Below are 24,510 nucleotides of genomic sequence, written 5' to 3' on the forward strand. Positions count from 1 at the left end.
CGATCGGGATAGCCCGATCGGGCCGTCAATCGCCCGCACGCGCCTGTACCGGCCCGACGCGCGAACCGCCGGTGCGGCCGTTCGCGGCGTTGTCACGGACAGATGGCCGCGCAGTGCTACAATACGGCCCTTTCCGCCGGCATTCGCGCCGAACGGAGTCCGCACGGCCTGGCGTCCAGCGTTCATATTGAACCGGTCCCAAGCGCCAGAGCGGCGCCGCGCGGCGCGCCGCGGCTCCGTCTATTTCCGAATTGTGATGAGCGCAGGCCCGGCTGGCCTGACGCACGATGTCCCCGCCGCGCCTTTTGAGCGAAACGCCACCATGTCCGATTCTGTCGCCAAGCCCGTCGACGCAACCTTCGACCAATTCGGCCTTGCCGCCGATATCCTGAAAGCCATTGTGGAGCAGGGCTATACGACGCCGACGCCGATTCAGGCGCAGGCCATTCCGGTCGTGCTCGCCGGCCGCGACGTCATGGGCGCCGCGCAAACGGGTACCGGCAAGACCGCGAGCTTCTCGCTGCCGATCATCCAGCGCCTGCTGCCTCAGGCCAACACGAGCGCGTCACCGGCGCGCCACCCCGTGCGCGCGCTGATTCTCACGCCGACCCGCGAACTCGCCGACCAGGTCGCCGCGAACGTGCACGCGTATGCGAAGCACACGCCGCTGCGCAGTGCGGTCGTGTTCGGCGGCGTCGACATGAACCCGCAGTCGGCGGAGCTGCGCCGCGGCGTCGAGATCCTGATCGCGACGCCGGGCCGCCTGCTCGACCACGTGCAGCAAAAGACCGCGAACCTCGGCCAGGTGCAGATCCTCGTGCTCGACGAAGCCGACCGGATGCTCGACATGGGCTTCCTGCCCGATCTGCAGCGCATCCTGAACCTGCTGCCGAAGGACCGTCAGACGCTGCTGTTTTCGGCCACGTTCTCGGGCGAAATCAAGAAGCTCGCATCGACCTATCTGCGCAATCCGCAGACGATCGAGGTCGCCCGCAGCAACTCGACGAACGCGAACGTCACACAGATCGTCTATGACGTCGCCGAAGGCGACAAGCAGGCGGCCGTCGTGCAGTTGCTCCGCGATCGCGGCCTGAAGCAGGTGATCGTGTTCTGCAACAGCAAGATCGGCGCGAGCCGCCTGGCGCGCAATCTCGAGCGCGACGGTGTCGTCGCGTCGGCGATTCACGGTGACAAGACGCAGATCGAGCGGATGCAGGCCCTCGACGCGTTCAAGCGCGGCGAGATCGAGGCGCTGGTCGCGACCGACGTGGCCGCGCGCGGCCTCGACATCGCCGAGCTGCCGGCCGTGATCAACTTCGACCTGCCGTTCAGCGCGGAAGATTATGTGCACCGGATCGGCCGTACCGGCCGCGCGGGGGCGACGGGCGACGCGCTGTCGCTGTGCAGCCCGAACGAGCGCAAGCAGCTTGCCGATATCGAAAAGCTGATCAAGCGTCCGCTCGAAATGCAGACGCTCAAGCTCGACAAGCCGGCACGCCAGCGTCACGACGACCGTGGCGGCGAGCGCGGTGGTGACCGTGGCGGCGATCGCCACGGCGAACGCGGTGGTGACCGCGGTGGCGAACGAGGCGGCCGTCGCGAACGCGACGAGCATCGCGGTGCGTCGGGACACCGGTCGGCCGGTGCCGAGCGTGGTGGTCGTCCCCGTCGCCACGAAGCGCCGGTCGACGATTTCTTCCTGAAGCCGTACGAGCCGTCGGCGCCGGCGAAGCAGGCGGACGACGCACAGCACGCGCAGCAGCCCGAAAAGAAAGGGCCGAAGCGTCAGGTTGCGGCGCTGCTCGGCGGGTTCGGGATGCCGCGCAAGCCGTCGGTGTAAGGCGGGCGGAGCGGCAAGGGCGGCGTGCGAGCGCTGCCGGACAAGCGGGTACATGCGATGAGCATGTGCCCGTTTTTCATTTGGAGTCGGGGAAAGGGGGGGGGCGTGATGCGGTGAGCGATGCAACCGGCGCGGGCTCGGTCGCGATTGCCGCAATTGCCGCGAAACCGGCTCGCTGCGCGCGTCAGCCGGCTTGCGGGCCGAAGCGGCGCGCCCACGCTGCCGTCGCGGCCGCGTAGAACGCATCCAGCGTCGCGCCGGGCAGCGTGCCGTCGTGCGCGAGGCCCAGATGCGCGGCGGCGGCCTGCAGCGCCGGCAGCGGATCATCGCGTTCGAGCGCCATCGCACCGGTCTGCTTGCTGAGTTTCTCGCCGTTGGCATCGACGACGACCGGCACGTGCAGATACCGTGGCGTCGGCACGCCGAGACAGTGTTGCAGATGGATCTGGCGGGCGGTCGAATCGAGCAGGTCTGCGCCGCGCACGACATGCGTGATGCGTGCATCGGCGTCGTCGACGACGACCGCGAGCTGATAGGCCCATTGGCCGTCCGCGCGCTTCAGCACGAAATCGCCGACATCGGTCGCGAGGTTCTGCGATTGCGTGTGCTGCCAGCGGTCGTCGAACGTGACGATCGCATCGCCGCCGTCGGGCACGCGCAGCCGCCACGCGCGCGCGGGCTTGCCGTGCAGGCCGGTGCGGCACGTGCCCGGATACGCGAGCGTCGTGTGGCGCTCATGCGCGGCGCGCAGCGAATCGGCGATTTCCTTGCGCGTGCAGCCGCACGGATAGACGAGCCCCGCCGCGACGAGCCGCTCGAGCGCGGCCGTGTAGGCCGCATCGCGCGTGCTTTGCCACACGGGCGGTTCATCGGGCGTCATGCCGAAATGCGCGAGCGTCGCGAGGATGTCGTCGGCCGCGCCGGGTACCGTGCGCGGGCCGTCGAGATCCTCGATGCGCACGAGCCACGTACCGCCGTGCGCACGCGCGTCGAGCCAGCTCGCGAGTGCGCCGACCAGCGAGCCGAAGTGCAGCGGACCGGTGGGTGACGGCGCGAAGCGGCCGCGATAGCCGTTCATCGGGGCGCGGGGCGCGCGCTTACGCGGCGCTGGCTGCCTGCGCGCAGGCGGGGCACGACTTGCCGGGCACGTAGCTCGGCGATTGTTGAGCTTCCGGCGTGACGACCGCGCGGCACGCGAAGCACGTGACGTTCTCGGTGGGCTGGAGTTGCGGGTTCAGCGCGGTGCGGTAGTCGAACACGAAGCAGTCGCCGTGGTAGTGCGCGCCGCCGACTTCCTCGAAGTACTTCAGGATCCCGCCTTCGAGCTGGTACACGTTCTCGATGCCGATTTCCTTCATGTGGATCGCGGCCTTCTCGCAGCGGATGCCGCCCGTGCAGAACGACACGACCGTCTTGCCTTCGAGGTCGGCGCGGTTCGCGTCGATCACTTCCGGGAATTCGCTGAACTTGTCGATCCGGTAGTCGAGCGCGTCGTCGAACGTGCCGACGTCGACTTCGAACGCGTTGCGCGTGTCGAGCATCACGACCGGGCGGCCCGTGTCGTCGTGCCCGCGGTCGAGCCATGTCTTCAGTGTGCGGGCGTCGACGAACGGCGCGCGGCCGAGTTCCGGCTTGATCGCGGGCTTCTTCATCGTGATGATCTCGCGCTTCAGGCGCACGAGCATGCGGCGGAACGGCTGCGAGTCGGACAGGCTCTCCTTGAACTGCAGCGTCGCGAACTTGCCTTCGAACAGCGGGTCGTGGCGGAGGTACGCGATGAACGCGTCGGCGGCTTCGCGCGTGCCGGCGATGAACAGGTTGATGCCTTCCGGTGCGAGCAGGATCGTGCCGCGCAGGTCGAGTTCGTTGCAGCGGGCGGTGACGAGCGGGCGCCATTGCTCGTTCGCGTCGAGCGACACGAAATGGTAGGCGGCGAGGTTGACGATGGTCATGATGGTCCGACGGGAAAACGGCCGCACGGCGGCCCGCAAAAAAGGGTGCGAAGCCGGGGCGTTGATTCGAAAAACCGTATTATCCCGCAAACGGCGCGCGCATCGGCATCCGGCCGTTTGGCCAGCCGCGCGACGCGTCGCCGCGTGCATCGGCCGAACGGCCGGCGCGGGCATTTTTTGGGCAGCCTGCGCGGCGAGGCGGCTACAATAGCGCCCATGTCAGATCCCCGCTTCGTCCATCTTCGCGTTCACTCCGAATTCTCGATTGCCGACGGCATCGTGCGCATTGACGACATCGTCAAGGCGGCGGCCGCTGACGGTCAGGGCGCGCTCGCGCTCACCGATCTCGGCAACGCATTCGGCCTCGTCCGTTTCTACCAGGAAGCCCGCGGCAAGGGCGTCAAGCCGATCGCCGGCTGCGATGTCTGGATCGCCAATCCCGACGACCGCGACAAGCCGTCGCGGCTGCTGCTGCTCGTCAAGGACAAGGTCGGTTACCTGAATCTCTGCGAGCTGCTGTCGAAGGCATGGCTCACGAACCAGTACCGCGGCCGCGCGGAGCTCGATGCGAGCTGGCTCGACGGCGAGCTCTCGCAGGGGCTGCTCGCGCTGTCGGGCGCGCAGCAGGGCGATATCGGGCTCGCGCTGGCCGCGGGCAACGAGGAAGCCGCGCGCCGTCACGCCGAGCGCTGGGCGAAGGTGTTTCCGGGCGGCTTCTACATCGAGCTGCAGCGTTACGGCCAGCCGGGCGCCGAGGCGTACATCCAGCAGGCCGCGACGCTCGCCGCGTCGCTGAAGCTGCCGGTCGTCGCGACGCACCCGACGCAGTTCATGACCGACGACGATTTCACCGCGCACGAGGCGCGCGTGTGTATCTCGGAAGGCGACATCCTCGCGAATCCGCGGCGCCAGAAGCGTTTCACGACCGACCAGTATTTCCGCACGCAGGACGACATGGCCGCGCTGTTCGCCGACCTGCCGTCGGCGATCGCGAACACGGTCGAGATCGCGAAGCGCTGCAACCTGAAGCTTGAGCTCGGCAAGCCGAAACTGCCGCTGTTCCCGACGCCGGACGGCATGTCGCTCGACGACTACCTGGTCCAGTTGTCGAAGGAAGGGCTCGAGACCCGGCTCGCGCAGCTGTATCCGGCCGAAGCCGAACGCGACGCGCAGCGCGACACGTACTACAAGCGCCTCGAATTCGAGTGCGGGACCATCACGAAGATGGGCTTCCCCGGCTACTTCCTGATCGTCGCGGACTTCATCAACTGGGCGAAGAACAACGGCGTGCCGGTCGGCCCGGGCCGCGGCTCGGGCGCCGGTTCGCTGGTCGCGTACGCGCTCGGCATTACCGATCTCGATCCGCTGCGCTACAACCTGCTGTTCGAGCGCTTCCTGAACCCGGAACGCGTGTCGATGCCCGACTTCGACATCGACTTCTGCCAGCACGGCCGCGATCGCGTGATCCAGTACGTGAAGGAAAAATACGGCGCGGACGCCGTGTCGCAGATCGCCACCTTCGGCACGATGGCCGCGAAGGCTGCCGTGCGCGACATCGGCCGCGTGCTCGACGTCGGTTACATGTTCACCGACGGCATCGCGAAGCTGATCCCGTTCAAGCCGGGCAAGCACGTGACGATCGCCGACGCGATGAAGGAAGAGCCGCAGCTTCAGGAGCGCTACGACCACGAGGACGAAGTGCACCAGCTGCTCGATCTCGCGCAGCGCGTCGAGGGCCTCACGCGTAACGTCGGGATGCACGCGGGCGGCGTGCTGATCGCGCCCGGCAAGCTGACCGATTTCTGCCCGCTGTACACGCAGGGCGACGAAGGCGGTGTCGTCAGCCAGTACGACAAGGACGACGTCGAAGCCGTCGGCCTCGTGAAGTTCGACTTTCTGGGGCTGACCACGCTGACGATCCTCGACTGGGCCGAGCGCTACATTCGCCGCCTCGATCCGTCGAAGGCCGACTGGTCGCTCGCGCAGGTGCCGCTCGACGATCCGGCGTCGTTCCAGATCCTGAAGAAAGCCAACACGGTTGCGGTGTTCCAGCTGGAAAGCCGCGGGATGCAGGGCATGCTGAAGGATGCGCAGCCCGACCGCTTCGAGGACATCATCGCGCTCGTGTCGTTGTACCGTCCGGGCCCGATGGACCTGATCCCGAGCTTCTGCGCACGCAAGCATGGCCGTGAGAAGGTCGACTATCCGGATCCGCGCGTCGAACCCGTCCTGAAAGAGACCTACGGCATCATGGTCTATCAGGAGCAGGTGATGCAGATGGCGCAGATCATCGGCGGCTACTCGCTCGGCGGCGCGGACTTGCTGCGTCGCGCGATGGGCAAGAAGAAGCCCGAGGAGATGGCCAAGCACCGCGAGATCTTCGCCGAGGGCGCGGCGAAGAACGGCCTCACGCGCGAGAAGTCCGACGAGATCTTCGACCTGATGGAGAAGTTCGCGGGCTATGGCTTCAACAAGTCGCACGCGGCCGCCTACGCACTGCTCGCGTATCACACCGCGTGGCTGAAGGCGCACCATCCGGCCGAATTCATGGCGGCCAACATGACGCTCGCGATGGACGACACCGACAAGGTGAAGATCCTGTACGACGATTGTGTCGTGAACAACCTCGCCGTGCTGCCGCCCGACATCAACCAGTCGCACTACCGCTTCGAGCCGGTCGCCGAAGCCGACGGCAAGCGCTCGCGCACGATCCGCTACGGCCTCGGCGCGGTGAAGGGCAGCGGCCAGAACGCGATCGAGGAAATCCTGCGCGCCCGCGAGGAAAAGGCGTTCACCGACCTGTTCGACTTCTGCGAACGGATCGACCGCCGCGTCGTCAACCGCCGCACGGTCGAGGCGCTGATTCGCGCCGGCGCGTTCGACTCGCTGAACGCGAACCGTGCACAGTTGATCGCGTCGGTGCCGCTCGCGATGGAAGCGGCCGACCAGGCCGAGGCGAACGCGATGCAGGCCGGCCTGTTCGACATGGGCGCCGAGTCGCCGCACGCCCATGCGCTCGTCGACGAACCCGCATGGGACGACAAGCGCCGCCTGCAGGAAGAAAAGGGCGCGCTCGGTTTCTACCTGTCCGGCCACCTGTTCGACGCCTATCGCGATGAAGTGCGCCGCTTCGTGCGGCAGAAGGTCGGCGACCTGAAGGAAGGGCGCGACAAGCTTGTCGCGGGCATCATCGCGTCGCTGCGCACGCAGATGACCCAGCGCGGCAAGATGCTCATCGCGCTGCTCGACGACGGGTCGGGCCAGTGCGAGATCACGATCTTCAACGAGCAGTTCGAGGCCAACAAGGCGCTGTTCAAGGAAGACGAGCTGCTGATCGTGCAGGGGCAGGCGCGCAACGATGCGTTCACGGGCGGCATTCGCTTCACGACCGATACCGTGATGGATCTCGAGCGCGCACGCAGTCGTTATGCGCAAGCCGTGCGGCTGACGATGAACGGCAACGCCGACGCGCTCGCGTTGCGCCGCGTGCTCGAGCCGCACGTGTCGAAGGACGATCCGGCGGCCGCGAGCGCGGTCGAAGCGCCGGCGCCGCGCGGCGGCGGGCGCGATGGCGGCCGGCGTCCGCAGGCGCCGTTGCCGAACGGGCTCGCGGTCCAGGTCCACTACAGCAATGCGCGGGCGCAAGGCGAAATGCGCCTGGGCGACGCGTGGCGCGTGAAGCCGAGCGACGTGCTGCTCGCGGAACTGCGCGCGGCGTTCGACGGCAGCGTCGTCGAAATCACGTACTGATCGCGCCCCGTTTCGGCGGCTGTCGCGACAGGCGGCCCGTCGCATCGCCATCGTGCGGTGCGGCGGGCCGTTTTTACATCTGAGGGTATTCGGGTCTTGGGCTGGTCATCCGGACGCTATACAATCCGCCGCTAGCCGCATGGAAGCGGTGCCAGCCGCGGGTTCGCTCGGCTGGCGCCGCGGTCGTGCACATAAACGGGGGCGGATCGACGTGGCGCGCGACACGATCGCCCTGGATCAGGATGCCGTGGATCGGCCCGTCGCGACGATAAAAAAACTGACTGTCACCACATGACCATGGCCAATGGGAACCCGACGCAGCGGATCCTCGTGATCCGGATTGATTTTCTGGGCGACATGCTGTGTACGACGGCGTTTCTCGGTGCGCTGAAGGAACGCTGGCCCGGCGCGGAGCTCCATGTGGTCGCAAACCGCTACAACGCGGCCGCGCTGGCCGGCAACCCGGACGTGCACGCAATCCACACCTATGTGTACAGCCGTCAGTGCGAGCGCAATGACCGTCCCGGCAGGATGCGCGCATTCTTCGACCGGCTGCGGCTCGTGCGCCGCCTGCGTCGCATGCGGTTCGACCTCGTGATCGTACCGAACGGCGGCATGCATCGCAGCAGCATGCAGTTCGCGCGTCAGCTCCGCGCGAAGGATTGCCGCTGGCACGATGCCGACACCGAATTCGACGATCGCAAGCCCGAGCATGTCGCGCAGCGGCAGATGTGCCACGAGGCGCTGTCGGGTTTCCGGCTCGTGCCGGAACTCGGCCGTGCGGATCTCGACCGTCTCGAACTGTCGGTTCATCCCGATCGCGCGCTACAGGACACGTGGTATCGCCTGCTCGGCGCGCACGCGAAGCCGCGTGTCGGGCTGTTCGTGTCGAACAAGGCGGTCGAGCGCCGCTGGCCCGCAGACCGCTGGCGCGACCTCGGCGTGCGGCTTGCGCCGTTCGCCGACGTGATCGTGTTTCGCGACCCGGCGATCGGCAAGTGTGCCGAGGACGACACGTGGCGCGACGTGAATGCGCGGCATGTGGCGCCGTCGTCGGTCGCCGACCTGGTCGCCGCCGCGAGCCTGCTCGACGTGATCGTGTCGGCCGACAGCGCGCCCGTGCATCTCGCGTCGGCGCTCGGCGTGCCGGTCGCCGCGCTGTTCGAGGACCGCCCCGAGAAGTACCTGCGCTGGCACCCGCTCGGCGTGCCGCACGTGATCCTGCGCGCCGGCGCGACCGTCGACGCGATCGGCGTCGACGCGGTCGACCGGGCGGTGCGCCATCTGCTGCCGCAGGCCGGCCGTCGCGACGAGCCGCTGGCCGCCGCGGGGCATGTGCAGCCGGCTGCCGCCGCACCCGCGATCGGGACGATCGCCTCGTAGCGGGAGCACCCCGCACGGCGCGGCCCGCTGGCGGGGCCGCATCAGGGCCGCTTCAGGGCAGCATGCACGGCCGGTGCGCCACGTCGCGCCGGCTGCGGCAAAATCCTGTACATTGCCAGCCTTGTTCAGCCAGCTAGACAGATCGATCGCCGTGGCCCTGTTTTCTTCTGCCCGCCCGCCCAGAACCATCCTCGTTGCCGCGCCGCGCCGGATCGGCGACGTGTTGCTGACGACGCCGCTCGTGCGTTCGCTGAAGGCCCGCTGGCCGGAGGCACAGATCGACATGCTGGTGTTTCGCGGCACCGAGGGCGTGCTCGAGCACAATCCCGACGTGCGCCGCGTGATCGTCGTCGCGCAACGTGCGGGATTTCGCGAGCGGCTGCGCGATGCGTTGTCGATGTGGCGCCGCTACGATCTCGCGTGCGCGGCGCTGAGTTCCGACCGGCCGCGTTTCTACAGCTGGTTCGCCGGCCGCAAGCGGGTCGGCCTCGTCGATCCGAATCGCGTTACGTGGCTCACACGAATGATGCTGAACGGGATCGCGATCAATCATCACGAATCCGCGCATACGGTCGTCAGCACGCTCGCACTTGCGCCGGTGATCGGCATCGAGCCGGTGTCCGAGGTCGTTGCGCCCGGCATCGGCGACGATCCCGCGCGGCGCGCGCGCTTCGACGCGTGGCTCGCCGAGTCGCCGGCGATCCGCGATGGCAAGCCGCTGGTCGTCCTGCATCCGTATCCGATGTTCCGCTACAAGCAATGGCGGCTCGACGGCTGGGTCGAGATGATCGGCTGGCTGCGCGAGCACGGCTTCGCGGTCGCGCTGTCGGGCGGTCCGGCCGACAACGAGCGCGAGTATGCGGAGCAGGTCGCGGCCGAAGCGGGCGGCGACGTGCTGAACCTGGTCGGCCGGCTGACGTTTGGCGAGAGCGCGGAGCTCGTGCGGCGCGCACGGCTCTTCATCGGGCCCGACACCGGCGCGACGCACGTCGCGGCCGCGACGGGCACCGACACGATCGCGCTGTTCGGCCCGTCCGACCCCGTGCGCTGGGGGCCGTGGCCGCAGCACTGGCCCGCGACCGAGAATCCCTGGCCATTGCGTGGCTCGGGGCGGCACGGGAACGTGTGGCTGCTGCAGGGGGAGGGCGATTGCGTGCCGTGCCGGCACGAAGGCTGCGAGCGCAAGGTCGACAGCCGCAGCGATTGCCTCGTCAATCTCGGAACGCAGCGCGTGAAGGCCGCGGCGGCCGACATGCTCGGGCTGAATCCGCCGGGTGCGGCGGATGTCGTCGTCGACACGTCGCGACTGCATCGGGCCGGGTCCGACTGACGCGCGGGAGACGCGCGTATCGCTGCATTTGAGGGGGAGTCGAACCGCGCCGAGGACGCGCAGCCCGATCGCCTTGACGGCGGCAACCGCTGCCGCGGGAGCGGCCGGCAGCGGGGGCGTATGCCGTCGTACGTTACGCGCTGCGCCGGATCGCCGACGTTTCACGCGGCAGCGCTTCGCTGCGTTCGCCGCAACCGAGCAGGATGCCGGCCAGCAGCACGATCAGGTGCCCTTCGGCGAAATCGAGGAGCAGCGAGTTCGCGAGACTGCCGATCGCGAAGATCGTGAGCCACGCGAGCAGCAAATGCCGCGAACGCGGATCGAGCGCGCGGCTGCCGCGCGCGATCTGCACGATCAGGTTGATGAACAGCAGCAGGCCGACCGTGCCGAGTTGCACGGCCATCAGCAGGTATTCGTTATGCGGGTTCGATGTGAGCTGGCCTTCGGCCGCTGTCTTGCCGGCCGTGAGTCGCTCGAATTCGGATTCGAGGCCGCCCGCGCCGTAGCCGACCACGGGGCGCTGGCGATACAGTTCGAGCCCCTTCTTGTACCACTCGAGACGCAGCCCCGTGGACGTGGCCGCATCGCTTTGCCGATACTGCTGCACTTCCGTCACGACCTTCACGAGCCGGCCGTTGTGAACCGTGCACGCGGCGACCACCAGTGCGACGCCGGCGAGCGCGAATACGCCTGCGGCAAGCGCGGCGCGCAGCGCCGACTGCCGGCGCAGCAGCAGCACGAAACGCACCGCGACCACGAGGATCAGCAGCAATGCGATGACCTGCCCCGTGCGTCCTTGCAGCATCACGAACACGTTGACGAGCGACCACGCGGCGATGCCCGCGTACGCGACGCGCGACAGCGCCGTGCGGGCCGTCAGCGCGAGATCGGCGGCCTGGTAGAACAGCAGCGCGCCGAACATGCCGGCGGCGATATGATTTTTGAACACCCACGCGCGCGATAGCGGCAGCTGGGTCGCATGCGCGGGCCCGATCGCGGTCAGTCCGAGATAGTTGGTCGTCGACAGCAACAGGATCACGCACAGCGTGCCGAACCAGCAACGCCGCACGATCGGCGCCCAGTTCGAGTGACGAAACGCGAGCACGGCAAACGGCAGTAGCAGCAGCTTGTCGTACTTCGCGACCCAGTTCCACGCCTTGTTGTGCGGTGCGACCGTGTACGTGACGCTGATGGCCAGCGCCGCGAGGATCAACAGCGCCGCGAGCGAAGCCTGATCGGTGACGAACGAGCGCAGGTCGCGCCAGAATTCGGGGGAGATCACGAGCGCGGCGGCGAACAGCCCGCAGAACACGTTGGTCAGCGCGGTCGAGACCGGCACCATGCAGAGCGCGGCGACGGCGAATGCACGGGCGGCGGTCAGGCGCCGCGAGGCGGGAGCGGAAAACGAAAGCATCGGAACCTGTCGAATGGACGAATGCGGCGCGCCGGCATCATGCGGCCACCGCGCGTCCCGGCGGGAGATTCGGGACGAACCGCGAAGTATACGCGAAGCAGGACAGGATTCCGTGCCGTTTTCGGGGTTCGATCAGCTGAAGGCGCGCTTGATCCGCGAACGCAGCAGCGCGCGCTTCAGGCGGCCTTCCACCGCAGGCGTTTCGAGCGCGATTTGCGTGCCGGCTGGCTGGCCGCGATGCAGGTAGTAGCGGTCGAACGTCGCCTGGGTCATGCCCCATTTGTTGAGAAACTGGCGGCGGCCGTCGTTCTTGACGATCTTGCCCGTGCTCTTCTGCTGGAAGTGGTAGACGAGGCTGTCGCCGACGCCGAGGAAGATCCGGCAGCCGGCGTCCCAGAATTTCATCGAGAAGTCGTTGTCGCTGCTCATGCCGGGCGACAGCTCGCTGCTGTAGCCGCCGATGCGGTTCCACCAGTCGCGGTGCACGAGCGTCGGCGGCCAGGTCGACCCGAGCCAGTCCGCGCGCGCGAGCTTCGGCGTCGCCGCGACGAGGCCGGCCGCGTCGAACTGCTCGGCGTCGCGGCCGAAATTGCTGACGACGACGCACGGGTTGCGCGTGTCGACCGGCTCGACCATCGTGCCCGACAGCATGAAGAGGTCGGTCGGCATCTGCTCGATACGGCGCACGAGCGCCTTGTCCCAGCCGGGGCAGCAGAACATGTCGTCGTTCATGTAGACGACGTAGTCGCGCGTCGCGCGCGCGGCGGCCAGGTTCACCGCGTGGCAGATGCCGATGTTGGCCGGCGACGCGGTGTGTTCGATGCCCTCGCTGCGCACCCAGTCGAGCGTGCCGTCCGAGCCGTCGTTCACGTGCACGATGATCTGGTGGTCGTATGCGGAATGGCGGCGCAGGCTGTCGACGACGAGCTTGAGGTACGGCAGGTTGTTCCAGGTCGGAATGATGATGGAGAACATGGCGGTCGGTGTCGGTGGTCGTCGTGGCGGGCGGCGCGTGGTGGCGCCTTTCGGGCGGGCACGCGCGGCGCGGGCAGCCCGGCATTGTAACGCCGGGCCGGCCGCGCGCCGGCGGTACGCGGGGCGGGCGTTCAGCGCGCGGCTTCGTGGCCGAGCTTCAGGAAGCGGTAATACACGGTTTCCGCGTTGAAAACGGCGATCATGAAGCCGGCGCGACCGTCGAGGAACCCGCGCCGCAGCACGTAGGTCCGCACGAACGCCCAGGTGCCGCGCGCGAGCGCCTTGCCGAAGCCGCCGCGCTGGCCGGCCGCGCGGCGCTGGCGCGCGCCGGCCGTCGAATACGCGTCGAGCTTGCGCACGACGGTTTCGAAGTCCTCGTACGAATAGTGCATCAGCTTGCCGGCCAGGCGCTGCGCGGCGCCGTCGAACACGAGGCGCTCGTGCACAAGGTCATCCGAGAAACGCGCGGTGCCGCGCCGGAACAGGCGCGGCACCCAGTCCGGATACCAGCCGCTGTGATGGATCCATTGGCCGCAGAAGCTCGACAGCCGGTCGACCGCATAGACCTGCGCGGCCGGCGCACGGATCGTGTCGCGGATCGACTGCGCGAGCTCCGGCGTGACGACTTCGTCGGTATCGAGCGACAGGATCCAGTCGGTGCCGAGCGCGTCGAGTGCGCGGTTCTTCTGCGGGCCGAAGCCCGGCCAGTCGCGCTCGACGATCACGCGCGCGCCGTGCGCCTGCGCGATCGCGACGGTATCGTCGGTGCTGCCGCCATCGATGACGACGACATCGTCGGCGAACGACAGCGCATCGAGGCACTGCGCGAGCCGCGCGGACGCGTTGAGGGCGATGAGGGCGACGCCGAGGGAGGGTTCAGCCATGAAATCGTCGGAAAGGCGGAGAAAACGGTGAGCGGCAGTATACCCGCGGCCCGGCCGCCGGCCGCATCGGCCATGCCCGTGCCGGCGGGGGCGGTGCGGCTATAATGTTGAGCCCTTTTAGGCACCCGCCCGACAGGGGCGAACTCCCGGGCGGCCACGCGCCGGGCGCCGCATCGCGGCTCAAGAAGGATTGCCTTGGAAACCCAGAACACACTTCGCAAACCGATGGACGGCACCGGCACCTCGCCGGTCACGGTCCTCAAGCGCCTGTGGCCGTACATCCGGCCGCTGATCGGCATCGTGGTGCTCGCCGTGATGACGATGGGCGTCGTCGCGGCCACCGAAGCCGGTATCCCGGCGCTGCTCAAGCCGCTGCTCGACCACGGCTTCGGCGCGCATGGCAGCGACAGCGCGAAATGGTACGTGCCGATCGCGGTGATCGGCCTGGCGCTCGTGCGCGGCGTGTCGCAGTACACGTCGAATTACCTGCTCAACTACGTATCGAACCGCATCCTGCTGCAACTGCGGCTCGAGATGTTCCAGCGGATGCTCCATACCGGCGCGTCGTTCTTCCAGCGCGAAACCGCGAGTACGGTGATCAACGCGATCGTGTTCGAGGTCAACCAGATCCTGTCGGTGCTGACCGGCGTGATGGTCACGCTCGTGCGCGATTCGCTGACGGTGATCTTCCTGCTCGGCTACCTGTTCTACCTGAACTGGCGGCTCACGCTGATCGTCGCGGTGATCCTGCCCGGCATCGGCTGGCTCGTCAGCAAGATCAACCGCCGCCTGCGCCGCCTGAACCGCGAACACCAGACGCTCACCAACGAGCTGTCTTACATCGTCGAGGAGACGGTCGGCGGCTACAAGGTCGTCAAGGTGCACAACGGCGAAGCGTACGAGATGGATCGCTTCACGCAGATGAGCAAGCGCCTGCGCGGTTACGCGATGCGCATGACGGTTTCCGGCGGCCTCGCTCAGCCGCTCACGCAGTTCCTCGCGTCGATCGCGCTCGCGGTCGTGATCACGATCGCGGTCGTGCAGTCGTCGAACGACCAGACGACGGTCGGCGGCTTCGTCGCGTTCGTCACGTCGATGCTGCTGGTGATCTCGCCGCTCAAGCACCTGATCGACGTCAACCAGCCGCTGCAGCGCGGGATGACGGCGGCGGAGCTGATCTTCGGGCTGATCGACGAGCCGGCCGAACCGCAAGGCGGCGGCCGGCCGCTGCCGCACGCGCGCGGCGAGATCGAATTCCGCAACGTGTCGTTCGACTACGGCGCGGCCGAGCGGCCGACGCTCGACCGCATCTCGTTCAAGGTCGCGCCGGGTGAAATGATCGCGCTGGCCGGGCCGTCCGGCAGCGGCAAGACGACGCTCGTGAACCTGCTGCCGCGCTTCTTCGACCCGACCGACGGTGCGATCCTGGTCGACGGCGTGCCGGTTTCCGACTACGACCTCCATGCGCTGCGCGGCCAGATGGCGATGGTCAGCCAGGACGTCGTGCTGTTCAACGACACGATCGCAGCGAACGTCGCGTATGGGCAGACGCCCGACCGCGCGCGCGTGCAGGCCGCGCTCGAGGCGGCCAACCTCGCCGATGCGGTCGCCGCGATGCCCGACGGGCTCGACACGCTCGTCGGCGGCAACGGGATGCGATTGTCCGGCGGCCAGCGCCAGCGGCTCGCGATCGCGCGCGCGATCTACAAGGACGCGCCGATCCTGATTCTCGACGAAGCGACGTCGGCGCTCGACTCGGAATCGGAGCGCCATGTGCAGGCGGCGCTCGAACGGCTGATGGAAGGCCGCACGACGCTCGTGATCGCGCACCGGCTGTCGACGATCGAGCGTGCGGACCGGATCCTCGTGCTCGAGGCCGGCAAGATCGTCGAGGAGGGCAGCCACGACGAACTGCTGCGCCACGGCGGCCTCTACGCGCACCTGCACCGGATCCAGTACCAGCAGCAGGCGGCGTAACACGCGGTCATGCGGCCGCGCAATGCCGTGTGCTAGTCTTCATCGGGTAGTTCGAGTGGTTTCGTTCGACGTGACAACACGGAGGGAAAGCACGATGAAGAAGATGCACGGGATGATGCTGGCCGCGGTGATCGCGGCGGGCTTCGCCGCGCCGGCCGCGATGGCGCAGGACCACGACAACCACAACGACCAGGGCGGCCACGGCATGCAGCGTGGCCACGGCCCGAAACACATGCCGCCCGGCCAGATGCGTCATGAGGACGACGTGCCGCCGCGCTGGGCCGACCAGCCGCGCCGCGAGTGGCACAAGGGTGACAGGCTTCCCCCCGAGTTCCGCGATCGTCAGTACGTGATCGACGACTGGCGCGGCTATCACCTGAGCCCGCCGCCGCGCGGCTATCAATGGGTGGGCGTCGGCGGAGATCACCTGCTGGTGCAGATCGGCTCCGGCATCGTGCTGCGTCTCGGCGACTGACCTCGCCGGTCACCCGGCACGTATCGCGATGCCGCGATGCGCGCCGGGCAGCCGGTTCGCCGCGTCACTTGGTTTCCGCGTGGCGGAACCAGCGCCGCTCGATTCTCGACATCACCCAGCACACGCCGAGCGCACATACGGTGCCGAGCGTCACTTCGCCGAGCCGAATCAGCGGCACGTCCCACAGCGGGCCGTTGCCCGGGAACAGCAGCACGATCGTCGCGGTCACGCCGCCGAGCCGTGCCGCGCTGCCGACATTCAGGCACCAGCAGCAGACGATCACGACCGCGACCGTGATCGCATACGTGACGAGGCGATCGCCGCCGACCGCCGCCCCCGCGAAGCCGAGCACACCGCCGACCATTGCGCCGATGAACTGGTCGCGCGACAGCGACATCGTGTCCGAGTAGTTGTGCTGCGTGACGGCGATCGCGGTGATCGCAGCCCACACGGCCTGCTCGGAGTGCATCGCGCGGCCGATCGCATACGCGAGGCACGCGCCGCAGACGGCCTGGAGCGCCATCAGCCCGCCTTGCGCGAGCCGTTCGTTGAATGACAGCCCCTTGAACAGATCGAAGATCGACTGCTGGATCTGTTGGCGGGCTTCGTTGAGTGTCCTGATCGTATCCATCGTGAGTCGGCCAAGAAGCGGGTAACGGCGGCGCGCCGTGTTCAGTGCGCCTGTTCGGGCGAGGCGGCAGCCGGTTCGTCGGCCGCCGTGTCGCCGTTCCCGACGCGCGTTTCGGGCATCACGAGCCAGACCAGCAGCACCGCGAGCGCGCCGGCGCCCGCGAGCCCGAAGAAGCTGACCGCGTTGCCGAAGTGATCGGCGACGTAGCCGGCCGCGGCCGTGCTGAGCGTCGCGCCGATCCCGGCCGCGAGCCCGAACAGCCCGATGCACAGGTTGTAGCGGCCCTTGCCGCCCGCGACGTCGGCCGCGATCAGCGGCAGCATCACGCCGAACACGGCCGCGCTGATGCCGTCGAGCATCTGCACGGGCACGAGCAGGTACGGGCTGCTCACGCCGGCGAACAGCAGCGCGCGCACCGGCAGCGCGGAGAAGCCGAGCAGCAGGATCGGCCGGCGCCCCCAGCGTTGCGCGGAGCGGCCGACCCAGGGCGACAGCATCGCGACGATCGCCTGCGGCACGATGATGCACGCGGCGATCACGAGCTGCACGTTTTCCCCCATCCCGGCCGTGACTTCACCGGCCGCGAGGTTCAACATCGCCGCGTTCGACAGGTGGAACAGCACGACGCACGCCGCGAAGATCAGCATCCGGCGGTCGCGCAGCAGTTCGAGCAGCGTTTCGCGTTCGCCGGCTTCGTCGTGGTGATCGTCCGGCTGCGACGACTGCGGGATCACTTCGTGAGTCGGCTGGATCATCGCGAGCGCGAACAGCGCGGGCAGCGCCAGCACGGCGGTCAGCCAGAACACCGCGCGCGCGGAGAAGTATTCGCCGGTGAGCCCCATCAGGCCTGCCGCGACCGCACTGCCGATCGATGCCCAGCGCGCATTGCGGCCGAGCCGGTCGCCGAGGTCGGCGCGGCCGACCAGCGAGAACGAAATCGCCGCCATCGCGGGCACGAGCATGCAGCTCGCGAAGCCGTGGAACACCTCGGCGGCGATCACCGGCACGATGGTCGGGCTCGACGCGAGCAGCACCGCCGACAGGATGATGGCCGCGATCGCCCAGGCGGCCGCGCCTTTCTTGTTCTTCAGCGCGTCGACGGCCGCGCCGCCCGGCACCTGGCTGACCATCGCGCTGATCGTGCCGATCGACAGCACCATGCCGATCTCGCCTTGCGTCCATTTGTGCGATGCGAGGTAGGACGCGATGAACGGGCCGAACCCGGTCTGAACGTTTGCAACGAAGAAGTTGAGCCAGTCGAGGGACCGCAGACTGCGAGCGGTGACGGAATGCTTGATCGTCATCGGGTGGCACTCGCAGATGAAGCCGGGGCCGGCGCAACGGGCGGGAAGACCGCGACGACCGGCTTGTCGGCCGCGTAGGGCGGCGACGCCTTGATCTGTGCGTCGCTCAGGTCCAGCTGCGGGTGCAGCGCCTTGTCGCGCGTGACGAAGCGCAGCGCGCCCCAGCTCGCGGCGATCGAACGGCGGTCGGTATTGACGAGGCCGCCGAGGTCGAGCACGACAGCCTGCGGCTGCGCGGCGCGGTCGATCAGCACGTCGACGATGCGGCCGATCTTCGTGCCGTTCGGGCGCTCGACGTCGCTGTCGAGCATCGGCAGCCGTGTCGCGGGCGAGGCCGCGGCTGAGCCCGACAGCGGCACGGCTTTCGGCCGCGCGGCCGGCGGCAGGTCGCCCGACGGCACGTCGAGCACGATAGGCTCCTGTTTGCCGCCCGGCGTGAAGCGGAACACGTTCCACGGGAAGATGACCTTGCGGTCGCCGACGCCCATGAAGCCCTGCAGGTTGACGATCATCTCGCGCGGCTTGCCGCTCGCGTCGGTCACCATGTCGACTGCGCGGCCGATCACCTTGCCGTTGCGGCGCGCGACCTCGCTGTCGAGCAGCGCATGGATCTGGGTACGGTCGAGCGGGCGCGTCGCGACGATCGGCGCGGGCGGAGGCGGTGGCGGCGTCGGTGTTTCGGGGCGCTGCACGGGTTTCGGCCGCGTCACTTCGCGGTGCGGCTTCTTTGGCGCTTCCGGCGCCTCCGGTTGCGTCGGCGCCGGCACGGGCGGCATCGTCAGCGGCTCGCCGGCGGTTTCCTCGACGGGCTCGACGAGCGCCTCGCTGATCGGCGCGGGCGGGTTCTGGACCGGCAGCAGCCCGCAGCCGGACAGCAACGCGACGGCGGCGAGGATCAGGAAGACCGTCGAGGACGGCAACGACTTGCGGGATGCGGGAAACGGGAGTCCGCCGCTCATTGACACTCACTCCATGGGTCGGGGGCGGCCCGAGGGCACGCGGCTGGCGATGGATGGCGGGTGCGGGCGGCGCACCACGCGAGGTGAGATTTTAACGTGTCTTGCTTTCAGGACCGATTTCGATGGCCTGTTGCAGGCGGACTGTGGGGAAAAGGTAGGGATCGGAGGGGGCGCGGGCGAGGAGGGATGGGCCGAGGTGGCGGTTGCGCCCGATACGGGGCCCGTCACGGCGCCGGTGAGACGGAGGGGAGTGGGGGGGCGGGAGAGGCGCCGCGCCGGCCTGCCCGCCGTCATGGCGGGCAGGTGCGGGCGCTGCGTGAAGCAAGGTGAAGCGGGAAAGTCAGGCGTCCGGATACCACGCGTCGGTGAATTCGCTGACCTTGACGTCCGTCAGTTCCGGACGGGCGGCCAGCCACCCGCGCACGAGTTCGCGATCGGCGTCGGTCGTCGTGCCGCGCGGTGCACCGGAGATCACATAGGCGCCGATGCCTTCGTCCGCGGATGCGACGGTCAGCAGTCCGTTCGCTTCGACGAAGTCGATGAACGCGTCGATCAGTTCGCCGCGCGCGAGGTCGGTCATTTCGTTGCGGTAATGCGCGGTGGCATTGAACGCGAGTTCCTGGAATTCGCCGATGTGGAGTTTCTTGCGCTGGCGGCGGTTGTGGCCTTGGCTCATGGTGTGTGGTGAGTGCAAAAAGGGGTAAATGAAAATACGGCGGCGGGCGCTGGCGCGGCATGCGCGAACTGCCCGGGCGCCGTATCCGGGCGCCGCGCGGCGATGCCGGCGGCGGTTGGGCGGACCGTTACATCAGCACGATATCGTACTGCTCCTGACTCAAATTCGATTCGACCTGCAGCGACACCGGCTTGCCGATGAAGTCGATCAGCATCGCGAGATGCTGCGACTCTTCGTCGAGGAACAGGTCGATCACCTGCTGCGCGGCGATCACGCGGAATTCGCGCGGGTTGAACTGCCGCGACTCACGCAGGATTTCGCGCAGGATGTCGTAGCACACGGTGCGCGACGTCTTCACCTGGCCCTTGCCCTGGCAGGTCGGGCATGGCTCGCACAGCACGTGCGCGAGCGATTCGCGCGTGCGCTTGCGCGTCATCTCGACGAGCCCGAGCTGCGAGAAGCCGTTGACCGTCACGCGCGTGCGGTCGCGCGACAGCGCCTTCTTCAACTCGGACAGCACCGCGTCGCGATGCTCGGCGTTCTCCATGTCGATGAAGTCGATGATGATGATCCCGCCGAGGTTGCGCAGCCGCAGCTGCCGCGCGATCGTGTGCGCGGCCTCGAGGTTGGTCTTGAAGATCGTGTCGTCGAAGTTGCGCGCGCCGACGTAGCCGCCCGTGTTCACGTCGATCGTCGTCATCGCCTCGGTCTGGTCGATCATCAGGTAACCGCCCGATTTCAGGTCGACGCGGCGCGACAGCGCGCGCTGGATCTCCGTCTCGATGTTGTACAGGTCGAACAGCGGCCGCTCGCCGGTGTAGTGGTGCACTTTCGGGCTCACGGCCGGCGTGAACTCGCCCGCGAATTCCGCGAGGCGCTGGTACGTCTCGCGCGAATCGACCTGGATGCGCGTCGTGTCGTCGTTCGCGAAATCGCGCAGCACGCGCTGCGCGAGATCGAGATCCTGGTACAGCAGGCTCGTCGCCGGCAGCCGCTGCGCTTGCCCGACGATCGTCGCCCAGGTCTTGCGCAGGTACGTGACGTCGCCGGCCAGTTCGTCGGAAGTCGCATCCTCGGCGATCGTGCGCACGATGTAGCCGCCTTTCTCGTCCGGCGGAATCACGGCCGTCAGGCGCGCACGCACGGCCTCGCGTTCGGCTTCGCTCTCGATCTTCTGCGAGATGCCGATATGCGGCTCCTGCGGCAGGTAGACGAGCGTGCGGCCCGCGATACTGACCTGCGTCGACAGCCGCGCGCCCTTCGTGCCGATCGGATCCTTGATCACCTGGACCATCAGCGTCTGGCCCTCGAACACGATCTTCTCGATCGGCTGGTGCGGCGCGCCCGACTGCGGTTCGCCCGCGAGGCGCGGATGCCAGATGTCGGCGACGTGCAGGAATGCCGCACGCTCGAGACCGATGTCGATGAACGCCGACTGCATGCCGGGCAGCACGCGCACGACCTTACCGAGATAGATGTTGCCGACCCGCCCGCGCGACAGCGTGCGCTCGACGTGAAGCTCCTGCACCGAGCCTTGCTGGACGAGTGCGACCCGCGTTTCCTGCGGCGTGAGGTTGATCAGGATTTCTTCGTTCATGGTGGGATTCAGAAGGCGACACGCGCGGCGCGCAACAGCGCCGCGGTCTCAAAAAGGGGCAGACCCATGATACCTGAATGGGAACCGTCGATTCGCTCGATGAATTCTGCCGCGCGCCCCTGGATCGCATACGCGCCGGCTTTGCCGAACGGCTCGCCGGTTTCGACGTAGCGGGCGTAGGCGTCGCGCGACGCGGCCGCGAAGCGCACCGACGAGCGCGACAGCGCGGGCGGCAGCAGTTCGCCGCCGGCATCGATCACGGCGACGGCCGTCAGCACCGCGTGTTCGCGGCCGGCGAGGCGCGTGAGCATCGCGAGCGCGTCGCCGGCGTCGGCCGGCTTGCCGAGGATCGCGCCGTCGATCGTCACGGTCGTGTCGGCGACCAGCACCGGCGCGGCCGGCTTGCCGCTCGCGACGAGGCGCGCACGCGCGGCTTCGGCCTTCGCGACGGTCACGCGCCGCACGTACGCATCGGCGGCTTCGCCGGGCACTTCCGCTTCGAGCGCTTCGGCGTCCTCATCGGGGCGCGGCAGCAGCAGTTCGAAGCGCACGCCGATCTGTTGCAGCAGCTCCTGGCGGCGCGGGCTTTGCGAAGCGAGGTAAAGGGTCGGGAAAAGCGCGGGGGACGTGCTGGGCGGCATGGTGTCGTTATCTCGTTGAGCGCGCGCGGCGCGCGTCTCGAGGACGACACGTCATGCGCGGTGGTAGGGGTGATTCTGCGTGATGCTCCACGCCCGGTAAAGCTGTTCGGCGAGCAGCACGCGCACCATCCCGTGCGGCAGCGTCATGCTCGAGATGCGCAGCAGCACGTCGGCGCGCGCTTTCAGCTCTGGATCGAGCCCGTCGGCGCCGCCGATCACGAACGCGACGTCGCGGCCGTCCTGCTGCCAGCCGGGCAGTGCCTGGGCGAGCTGCATCGTGGTCCAGTCGCGGCCGCGCTCGTCGAGCGCGACGAGGCGCGCGCCCTTCGGCAGTGCCGCCTCGATCTTCTGCCGCTCGGCCGCCATCACGCTTTCGGCGCTGCGGCCGCCCGAACGGAGTTCGGGCTTGATCTCGCGCAACTCGATGCGCAGTTCCGGCGGCATCCGCTTCGTGTATTCGTCGAAGCCGGATGCGATCCAGCCCGGCATCTTGTGGCCGACCGCAAGGATGAAAAGCTTCATCGGAAGAGGCGTGACGGCTTAACGGCGGCGAGCGGCCGTCTTGCGTGCCGGGCGTGCGGGCGCGGCTTCCTCGTCTTCCTCTTCGTCTTCGCTGGCCGTTGCAAAGCCGTTCGGGCCCTTGCCGCCGCCGAGCTTCATCCGCACCGGCTTGTCGCCCCAGATTTCCTCGAGGTTGTAGTACTGGCGCAGGGCCGGCTGCAGGATGTGCACGACCGCGTCGCCGCAATCGACCAGCACCCATTCACCGGTGTCTTCGCCTTCGGAGCTGACGATGTCGCCGCCGGCTTCCTTGACCTTGTCGCGCACGCTCGACGCGAGGGCCTTGGTCTGGCGGTTGGACGTGCCCGAAGCGACGACCACGCGGTCGAACAGTTCGGTCAGGTGGCTGGTGTTGAACACCTTGATGTCTTGCGCCTTGACGTCTTCGAGGGCGTCGACGATCACGCGCTGCAGTTTGCGAATATCCATGGATTCAGGAATGGTAGAGGCGATGTTGAAGAATATAGGCCCATACGGCGGCCGGCACATGTTCGGCCGACGCATCGGGCATTTGCGCATGGCGTGCGATGCATTCGCGCAGGTGTGCGCGGATGTCGGTCGCGGCAATGTCGAACGAAAGGGTCGTATCGATCAGCAGGTGGCCAGCCGGCGTGGCCTTCAGCACGTCGGCGCCGGCCTGCCGCGCGGTGATTTCCTGCGCAACGTCCGGCGACGCCGTGCCCAGGTCGAAACCCGGGCGCGTCGACACGCAGATGTGCGCGTGGTCGAACAGCTTGCGCCAGTCGCGCCACGTGTCGAGCCGCACGAGCTGGTCGGCTCCGATCAGCATCGACAGCGACGCGTCCGGGCCGATTCGCTCGCGCCAGCGCGCGAGCGTCTCGACCGTGTACGTCGGGCCGGTGTGCTCGATCTCGTCGGTGGCGACGGTCACGGTCACGCCCGGCAGGGACAGCGAGCCGGCGGCCGCGCGCGTCATCGCGAGCCGATGCTCGGCGGCCGACACGTCACGCTTCTGGTACGGCTGCCCGGCGGGCAGCAGCACGAGTTCGGTCAGGCCGAGCAGCTCGGCGAACCGGCGCGCGAGCGCGAGATGGCCGTCGTGGATCGGGTCGAAAGTGCCGCCCAGCAAGCCGATACGACGCGGCAGCGGGGCGGGGCGGGCGGTGGTGTCCAGAAACGCGTCCTTTCCTTGGGGCAGCGGGGCGCGCGGGCTCAGACCCAGTCGCGCGGCACGATGAAGTCGGTGTACAGGCGCGCTTCAGGCGTGCCCGGCTCGGGCTGCCAGTTATAGCGCCAGTTCGCGGCCGGCGGCATCGACATCAGGATCGACTCGGTCCGGCCGCCGCTTTGCAGGCCGAACAGCGTGCCGCGGTCGAACACGAGGTTGAATTCGACGTAACGGCCGCGGCGATACGCCTGGAAGTCGCGCTCGCGCTCGCCGTACGGCAGCTCGGCGCGGCGCTCGACGATCGGCAGGTAGGCCTGCAGGAACGCGTCGCCGACGCTTTGCATCATGTCAAACGAGCGTTCGAAACCGGGCTCCGAGAAATCGTCGAAGAAGATCCCGCCGATGCCGCGCATTTCGTTGCGGTGCTTCAGGAAGAAATACTCGTCGCACCATTTCTTGAAGCGCGGGTAGAGCTCGGCGCCGAACGGGTCGAGCGCATCCTTGCAGGTCTGGTGGAAATGCCGCGCGTCGTCCTCGAAACCGTAAACGGGTGTCAGATCCATGCCGCCGCCGAACCAGAACACGGGCTCCTCGCCCGGTTTCGTCGCGATCAGCATCCGCACGTTCATGTGGACGGTCGGACAGTACGGATTGCGCGGGTGCAGCACGAGCGACACGCCGAGCGCCTCGAAGCCGCGGCCCGCGAGCTGCGGGCGCGCCGCGCTCGCTGACGGCGGCAGCGCATCGCCCGCGACGTCGGAAAAGCCGATCCCCGCGCGTTCGAACACGCGGCCGCCTTCGAGAATCCGCGTGCAGCCGCCGCCGCGCAGGCGTTCGGCCGGCCCGCGCTGCCACGTGTCGGTCGCGAGCGGCGTGCCGTCGAGCGCGCCGAGCGCATCGGCGATGCGTGTCTGCAGGCCCTGGAGGTACGTGCGCACGCGCGCTACGTCGTAGGTCGAATCGGTCATGTCTGGACTGGGTGCCCTCGCCCGAAGCGGGGGCCGTAAAAAAGGCATCTGCCGGGCATTCTAT

General features: G+C 68.2%; 21 protein-coding genes. 6 read left to right on the plus strand and 15 right to left on the minus strand.

Annotation, left to right across the window (positions count from 1 at the left end):
• The first annotated feature begins 256 nt into the window (after window positions 1-256).
• A complete protein-coding gene (locus tag U5809_RS07895) occupies window positions 257-1,840 on the plus strand; it encodes a DEAD/DEAH box helicase (protein WP_322086084.1) in 1,584 nt (527 codons plus the stop codon).
• A 184-nt stretch (window positions 1,841-2,024) separates the two neighbouring features.
• Here U5809_RS07895 and gluQRS read toward each other — a convergent pair whose 3' ends face one another.
• Both gluQRS and U5809_RS07905 read right to left on the minus strand, forming a co-directional pair.
• Window positions 2,025-2,918 (minus strand): tRNA glutamyl-Q(34) synthetase GluQRS, encoded by an 894-nt coding sequence (gluQRS, locus tag U5809_RS07900; protein WP_322086085.1) that lies wholly within the window; start codon window positions 2,916-2,918, stop codon window positions 2,025-2,027.
• A gap of 19 nt (window positions 2,919-2,937) precedes the next feature.
• Window positions 2,938-3,792 carry a sulfurtransferase gene (locus tag U5809_RS07905; RefSeq protein ID WP_322086086.1) on the minus strand — a complete coding sequence of 285 codons (855 nt, stop codon included), beginning with the start codon at window positions 3,790-3,792 and terminating at the stop codon, window positions 2,938-2,940.
• Window positions 3,793-4,008: 216 nt separating this feature from the next.
• Here U5809_RS07905 and dnaE point away from each other — a divergent pair, with 216 nt between their 5' ends.
• From dnaE to U5809_RS07920, 3 genes are all read left to right on the plus strand, one after another.
• The gene (gene dnaE, locus U5809_RS07910) at window positions 4,009-7,542 is read left to right on the plus strand and encodes a DNA polymerase III subunit alpha (RefSeq protein ID WP_322086087.1); all 3,534 of its coding nucleotides are present in this window, start codon (window positions 4,009-4,011) and stop codon (window positions 7,540-7,542) included.
• Between the two features lie 297 nt (window positions 7,543-7,839).
• Entirely contained in the window at window positions 7,840-8,925 is a 1,086-nt protein-coding gene (locus U5809_RS07915) for a glycosyltransferase family 9 protein (protein ID WP_322086116.1), read from the plus strand.
• A 151-nt stretch (window positions 8,926-9,076) separates the two neighbouring features.
• Window positions 9,077-10,255 (plus strand): glycosyltransferase family 9 protein, encoded by a 1,179-nt coding sequence (locus tag U5809_RS07920; RefSeq protein ID WP_322086088.1) that lies wholly within the window; start codon window positions 9,077-9,079, stop codon window positions 10,253-10,255.
• Between the two features lie 133 nt (window positions 10,256-10,388).
• Here the strand turns inward: U5809_RS07920 and U5809_RS07925 are convergent, their stop codons facing one another.
• The 3 genes from U5809_RS07925 to U5809_RS07935 form a co-directional block, all read right to left on the minus strand.
• Window positions 10,389-11,669 (minus strand): O-antigen ligase family protein, encoded by a 1,281-nt coding sequence (locus tag U5809_RS07925; RefSeq protein ID WP_322086089.1) that lies wholly within the window; start codon window positions 11,667-11,669, stop codon window positions 10,389-10,391.
• Window positions 11,670-11,801: 132 nt separating this feature from the next.
• Window positions 11,802-12,644 (minus strand): glycosyltransferase family 2 protein, encoded by an 843-nt coding sequence (locus U5809_RS07930; RefSeq protein ID WP_282505666.1) that lies wholly within the window; start codon window positions 12,642-12,644, stop codon window positions 11,802-11,804.
• Between the two features lie 131 nt (window positions 12,645-12,775).
• Window positions 12,776-13,528 (minus strand): glycosyltransferase family 2 protein, encoded by a 753-nt coding sequence (locus U5809_RS07935; protein ID WP_322086090.1) that lies wholly within the window; start codon window positions 13,526-13,528, stop codon window positions 12,776-12,778.
• Between the two features lie 225 nt (window positions 13,529-13,753).
• Between U5809_RS07935 and msbA the strand changes: the two genes are divergently transcribed.
• Window positions 13,754-15,505, plus strand: a complete 1,752-nt coding sequence (msbA, locus tag U5809_RS07940) for a lipid A export permease/ATP-binding protein MsbA (protein WP_322086117.1) — start codon at window positions 13,754-13,756, stop codon at window positions 15,503-15,505.
• Window positions 15,506-15,599: 94 nt separating this feature from the next.
• Window positions 15,600-15,980, plus strand: coding sequence for an RcnB family protein (locus U5809_RS07945; RefSeq protein WP_176050417.1), 381 nt, complete (start codon window positions 15,600-15,602; stop codon window positions 15,978-15,980).
• A gap of 64 nt (window positions 15,981-16,044) precedes the next feature.
• Here the strand turns inward: U5809_RS07945 and U5809_RS07950 are convergent, their stop codons facing one another.
• The 10 genes from U5809_RS07950 to hemF form a co-directional block, all read right to left on the minus strand.
• Window positions 16,045-16,611: an FUSC family protein gene (locus U5809_RS07950; protein ID WP_322086091.1), complete on the minus strand. Its 567-nt coding sequence runs from the start codon at window positions 16,609-16,611 to the stop codon at window positions 16,045-16,047.
• Between the two features lie 41 nt (window positions 16,612-16,652).
• Window positions 16,653-17,915 carry an MFS transporter gene (locus U5809_RS07955; RefSeq protein WP_322086092.1) on the minus strand — a complete coding sequence of 421 codons (1,263 nt, stop codon included), beginning with the start codon at window positions 17,913-17,915 and terminating at the stop codon, window positions 16,653-16,655.
• Window positions 17,912-18,874 carry a PRC-barrel domain-containing protein gene (locus U5809_RS07960; RefSeq protein ID WP_322086093.1) on the minus strand — a complete coding sequence of 321 codons (963 nt, stop codon included), beginning with the start codon at window positions 18,872-18,874 and terminating at the stop codon, window positions 17,912-17,914. The genes U5809_RS07955 and U5809_RS07960 overlap by 4 nt, the downstream gene beginning before the upstream one ends.
• A gap of 340 nt (window positions 18,875-19,214) precedes the next feature.
• Entirely contained in the window at window positions 19,215-19,550 is a 336-nt protein-coding gene (locus tag U5809_RS07965) for a YggL family protein (protein WP_176050412.1), read from the minus strand.
• A 127-nt stretch (window positions 19,551-19,677) separates the two neighbouring features.
• Window positions 19,678-21,147: a ribonuclease G gene (rng, locus tag U5809_RS07970; protein ID WP_176050411.1), complete on the minus strand. Its 1,470-nt coding sequence runs from the start codon at window positions 21,145-21,147 to the stop codon at window positions 19,678-19,680.
• A gap of 8 nt (window positions 21,148-21,155) precedes the next feature.
• Window positions 21,156-21,788 (minus strand): Maf family protein, encoded by a 633-nt coding sequence (locus U5809_RS07975; RefSeq protein WP_322086094.1) that lies wholly within the window; start codon window positions 21,786-21,788, stop codon window positions 21,156-21,158.
• A gap of 51 nt (window positions 21,789-21,839) precedes the next feature.
• On the minus strand, window positions 21,840-22,310 hold the full coding sequence (gene rlmH, locus U5809_RS07980) for a 23S rRNA (pseudouridine(1915)-N(3))-methyltransferase RlmH (RefSeq protein ID WP_006484265.1): 471 nt from the start codon (window positions 22,308-22,310) through the stop codon (window positions 21,840-21,842).
• A gap of 18 nt (window positions 22,311-22,328) precedes the next feature.
• The gene (gene rsfS / locus U5809_RS07985) at window positions 22,329-22,778 is read right to left on the minus strand and encodes a ribosome silencing factor (RefSeq protein ID WP_176050409.1); all 450 of its coding nucleotides are present in this window, start codon (window positions 22,776-22,778) and stop codon (window positions 22,329-22,331) included.
• Window positions 22,779-22,782: 4 nt separating this feature from the next.
• Window positions 22,783-23,484 (minus strand): nicotinate-nucleotide adenylyltransferase, encoded by a 702-nt coding sequence (locus U5809_RS07990; RefSeq protein ID WP_415877934.1) that lies wholly within the window; start codon window positions 23,482-23,484, stop codon window positions 22,783-22,785.
• Between the two features lie 38 nt (window positions 23,485-23,522).
• A complete protein-coding gene (hemF, locus tag U5809_RS07995; protein WP_176050408.1) occupies window positions 23,523-24,446 on the minus strand; it encodes an oxygen-dependent coproporphyrinogen oxidase in 924 nt (307 codons plus the stop codon).
• Window positions 24,447-24,510: the final 64 nt, after the last annotated feature.

Origin of the sequence: Burkholderia sp. BCC1999 (assembly GCF_905339975.1) — a bacterium.
Lineage (GTDB): Bacteria > Pseudomonadota > Gammaproteobacteria > Burkholderiales > Burkholderiaceae > Burkholderia.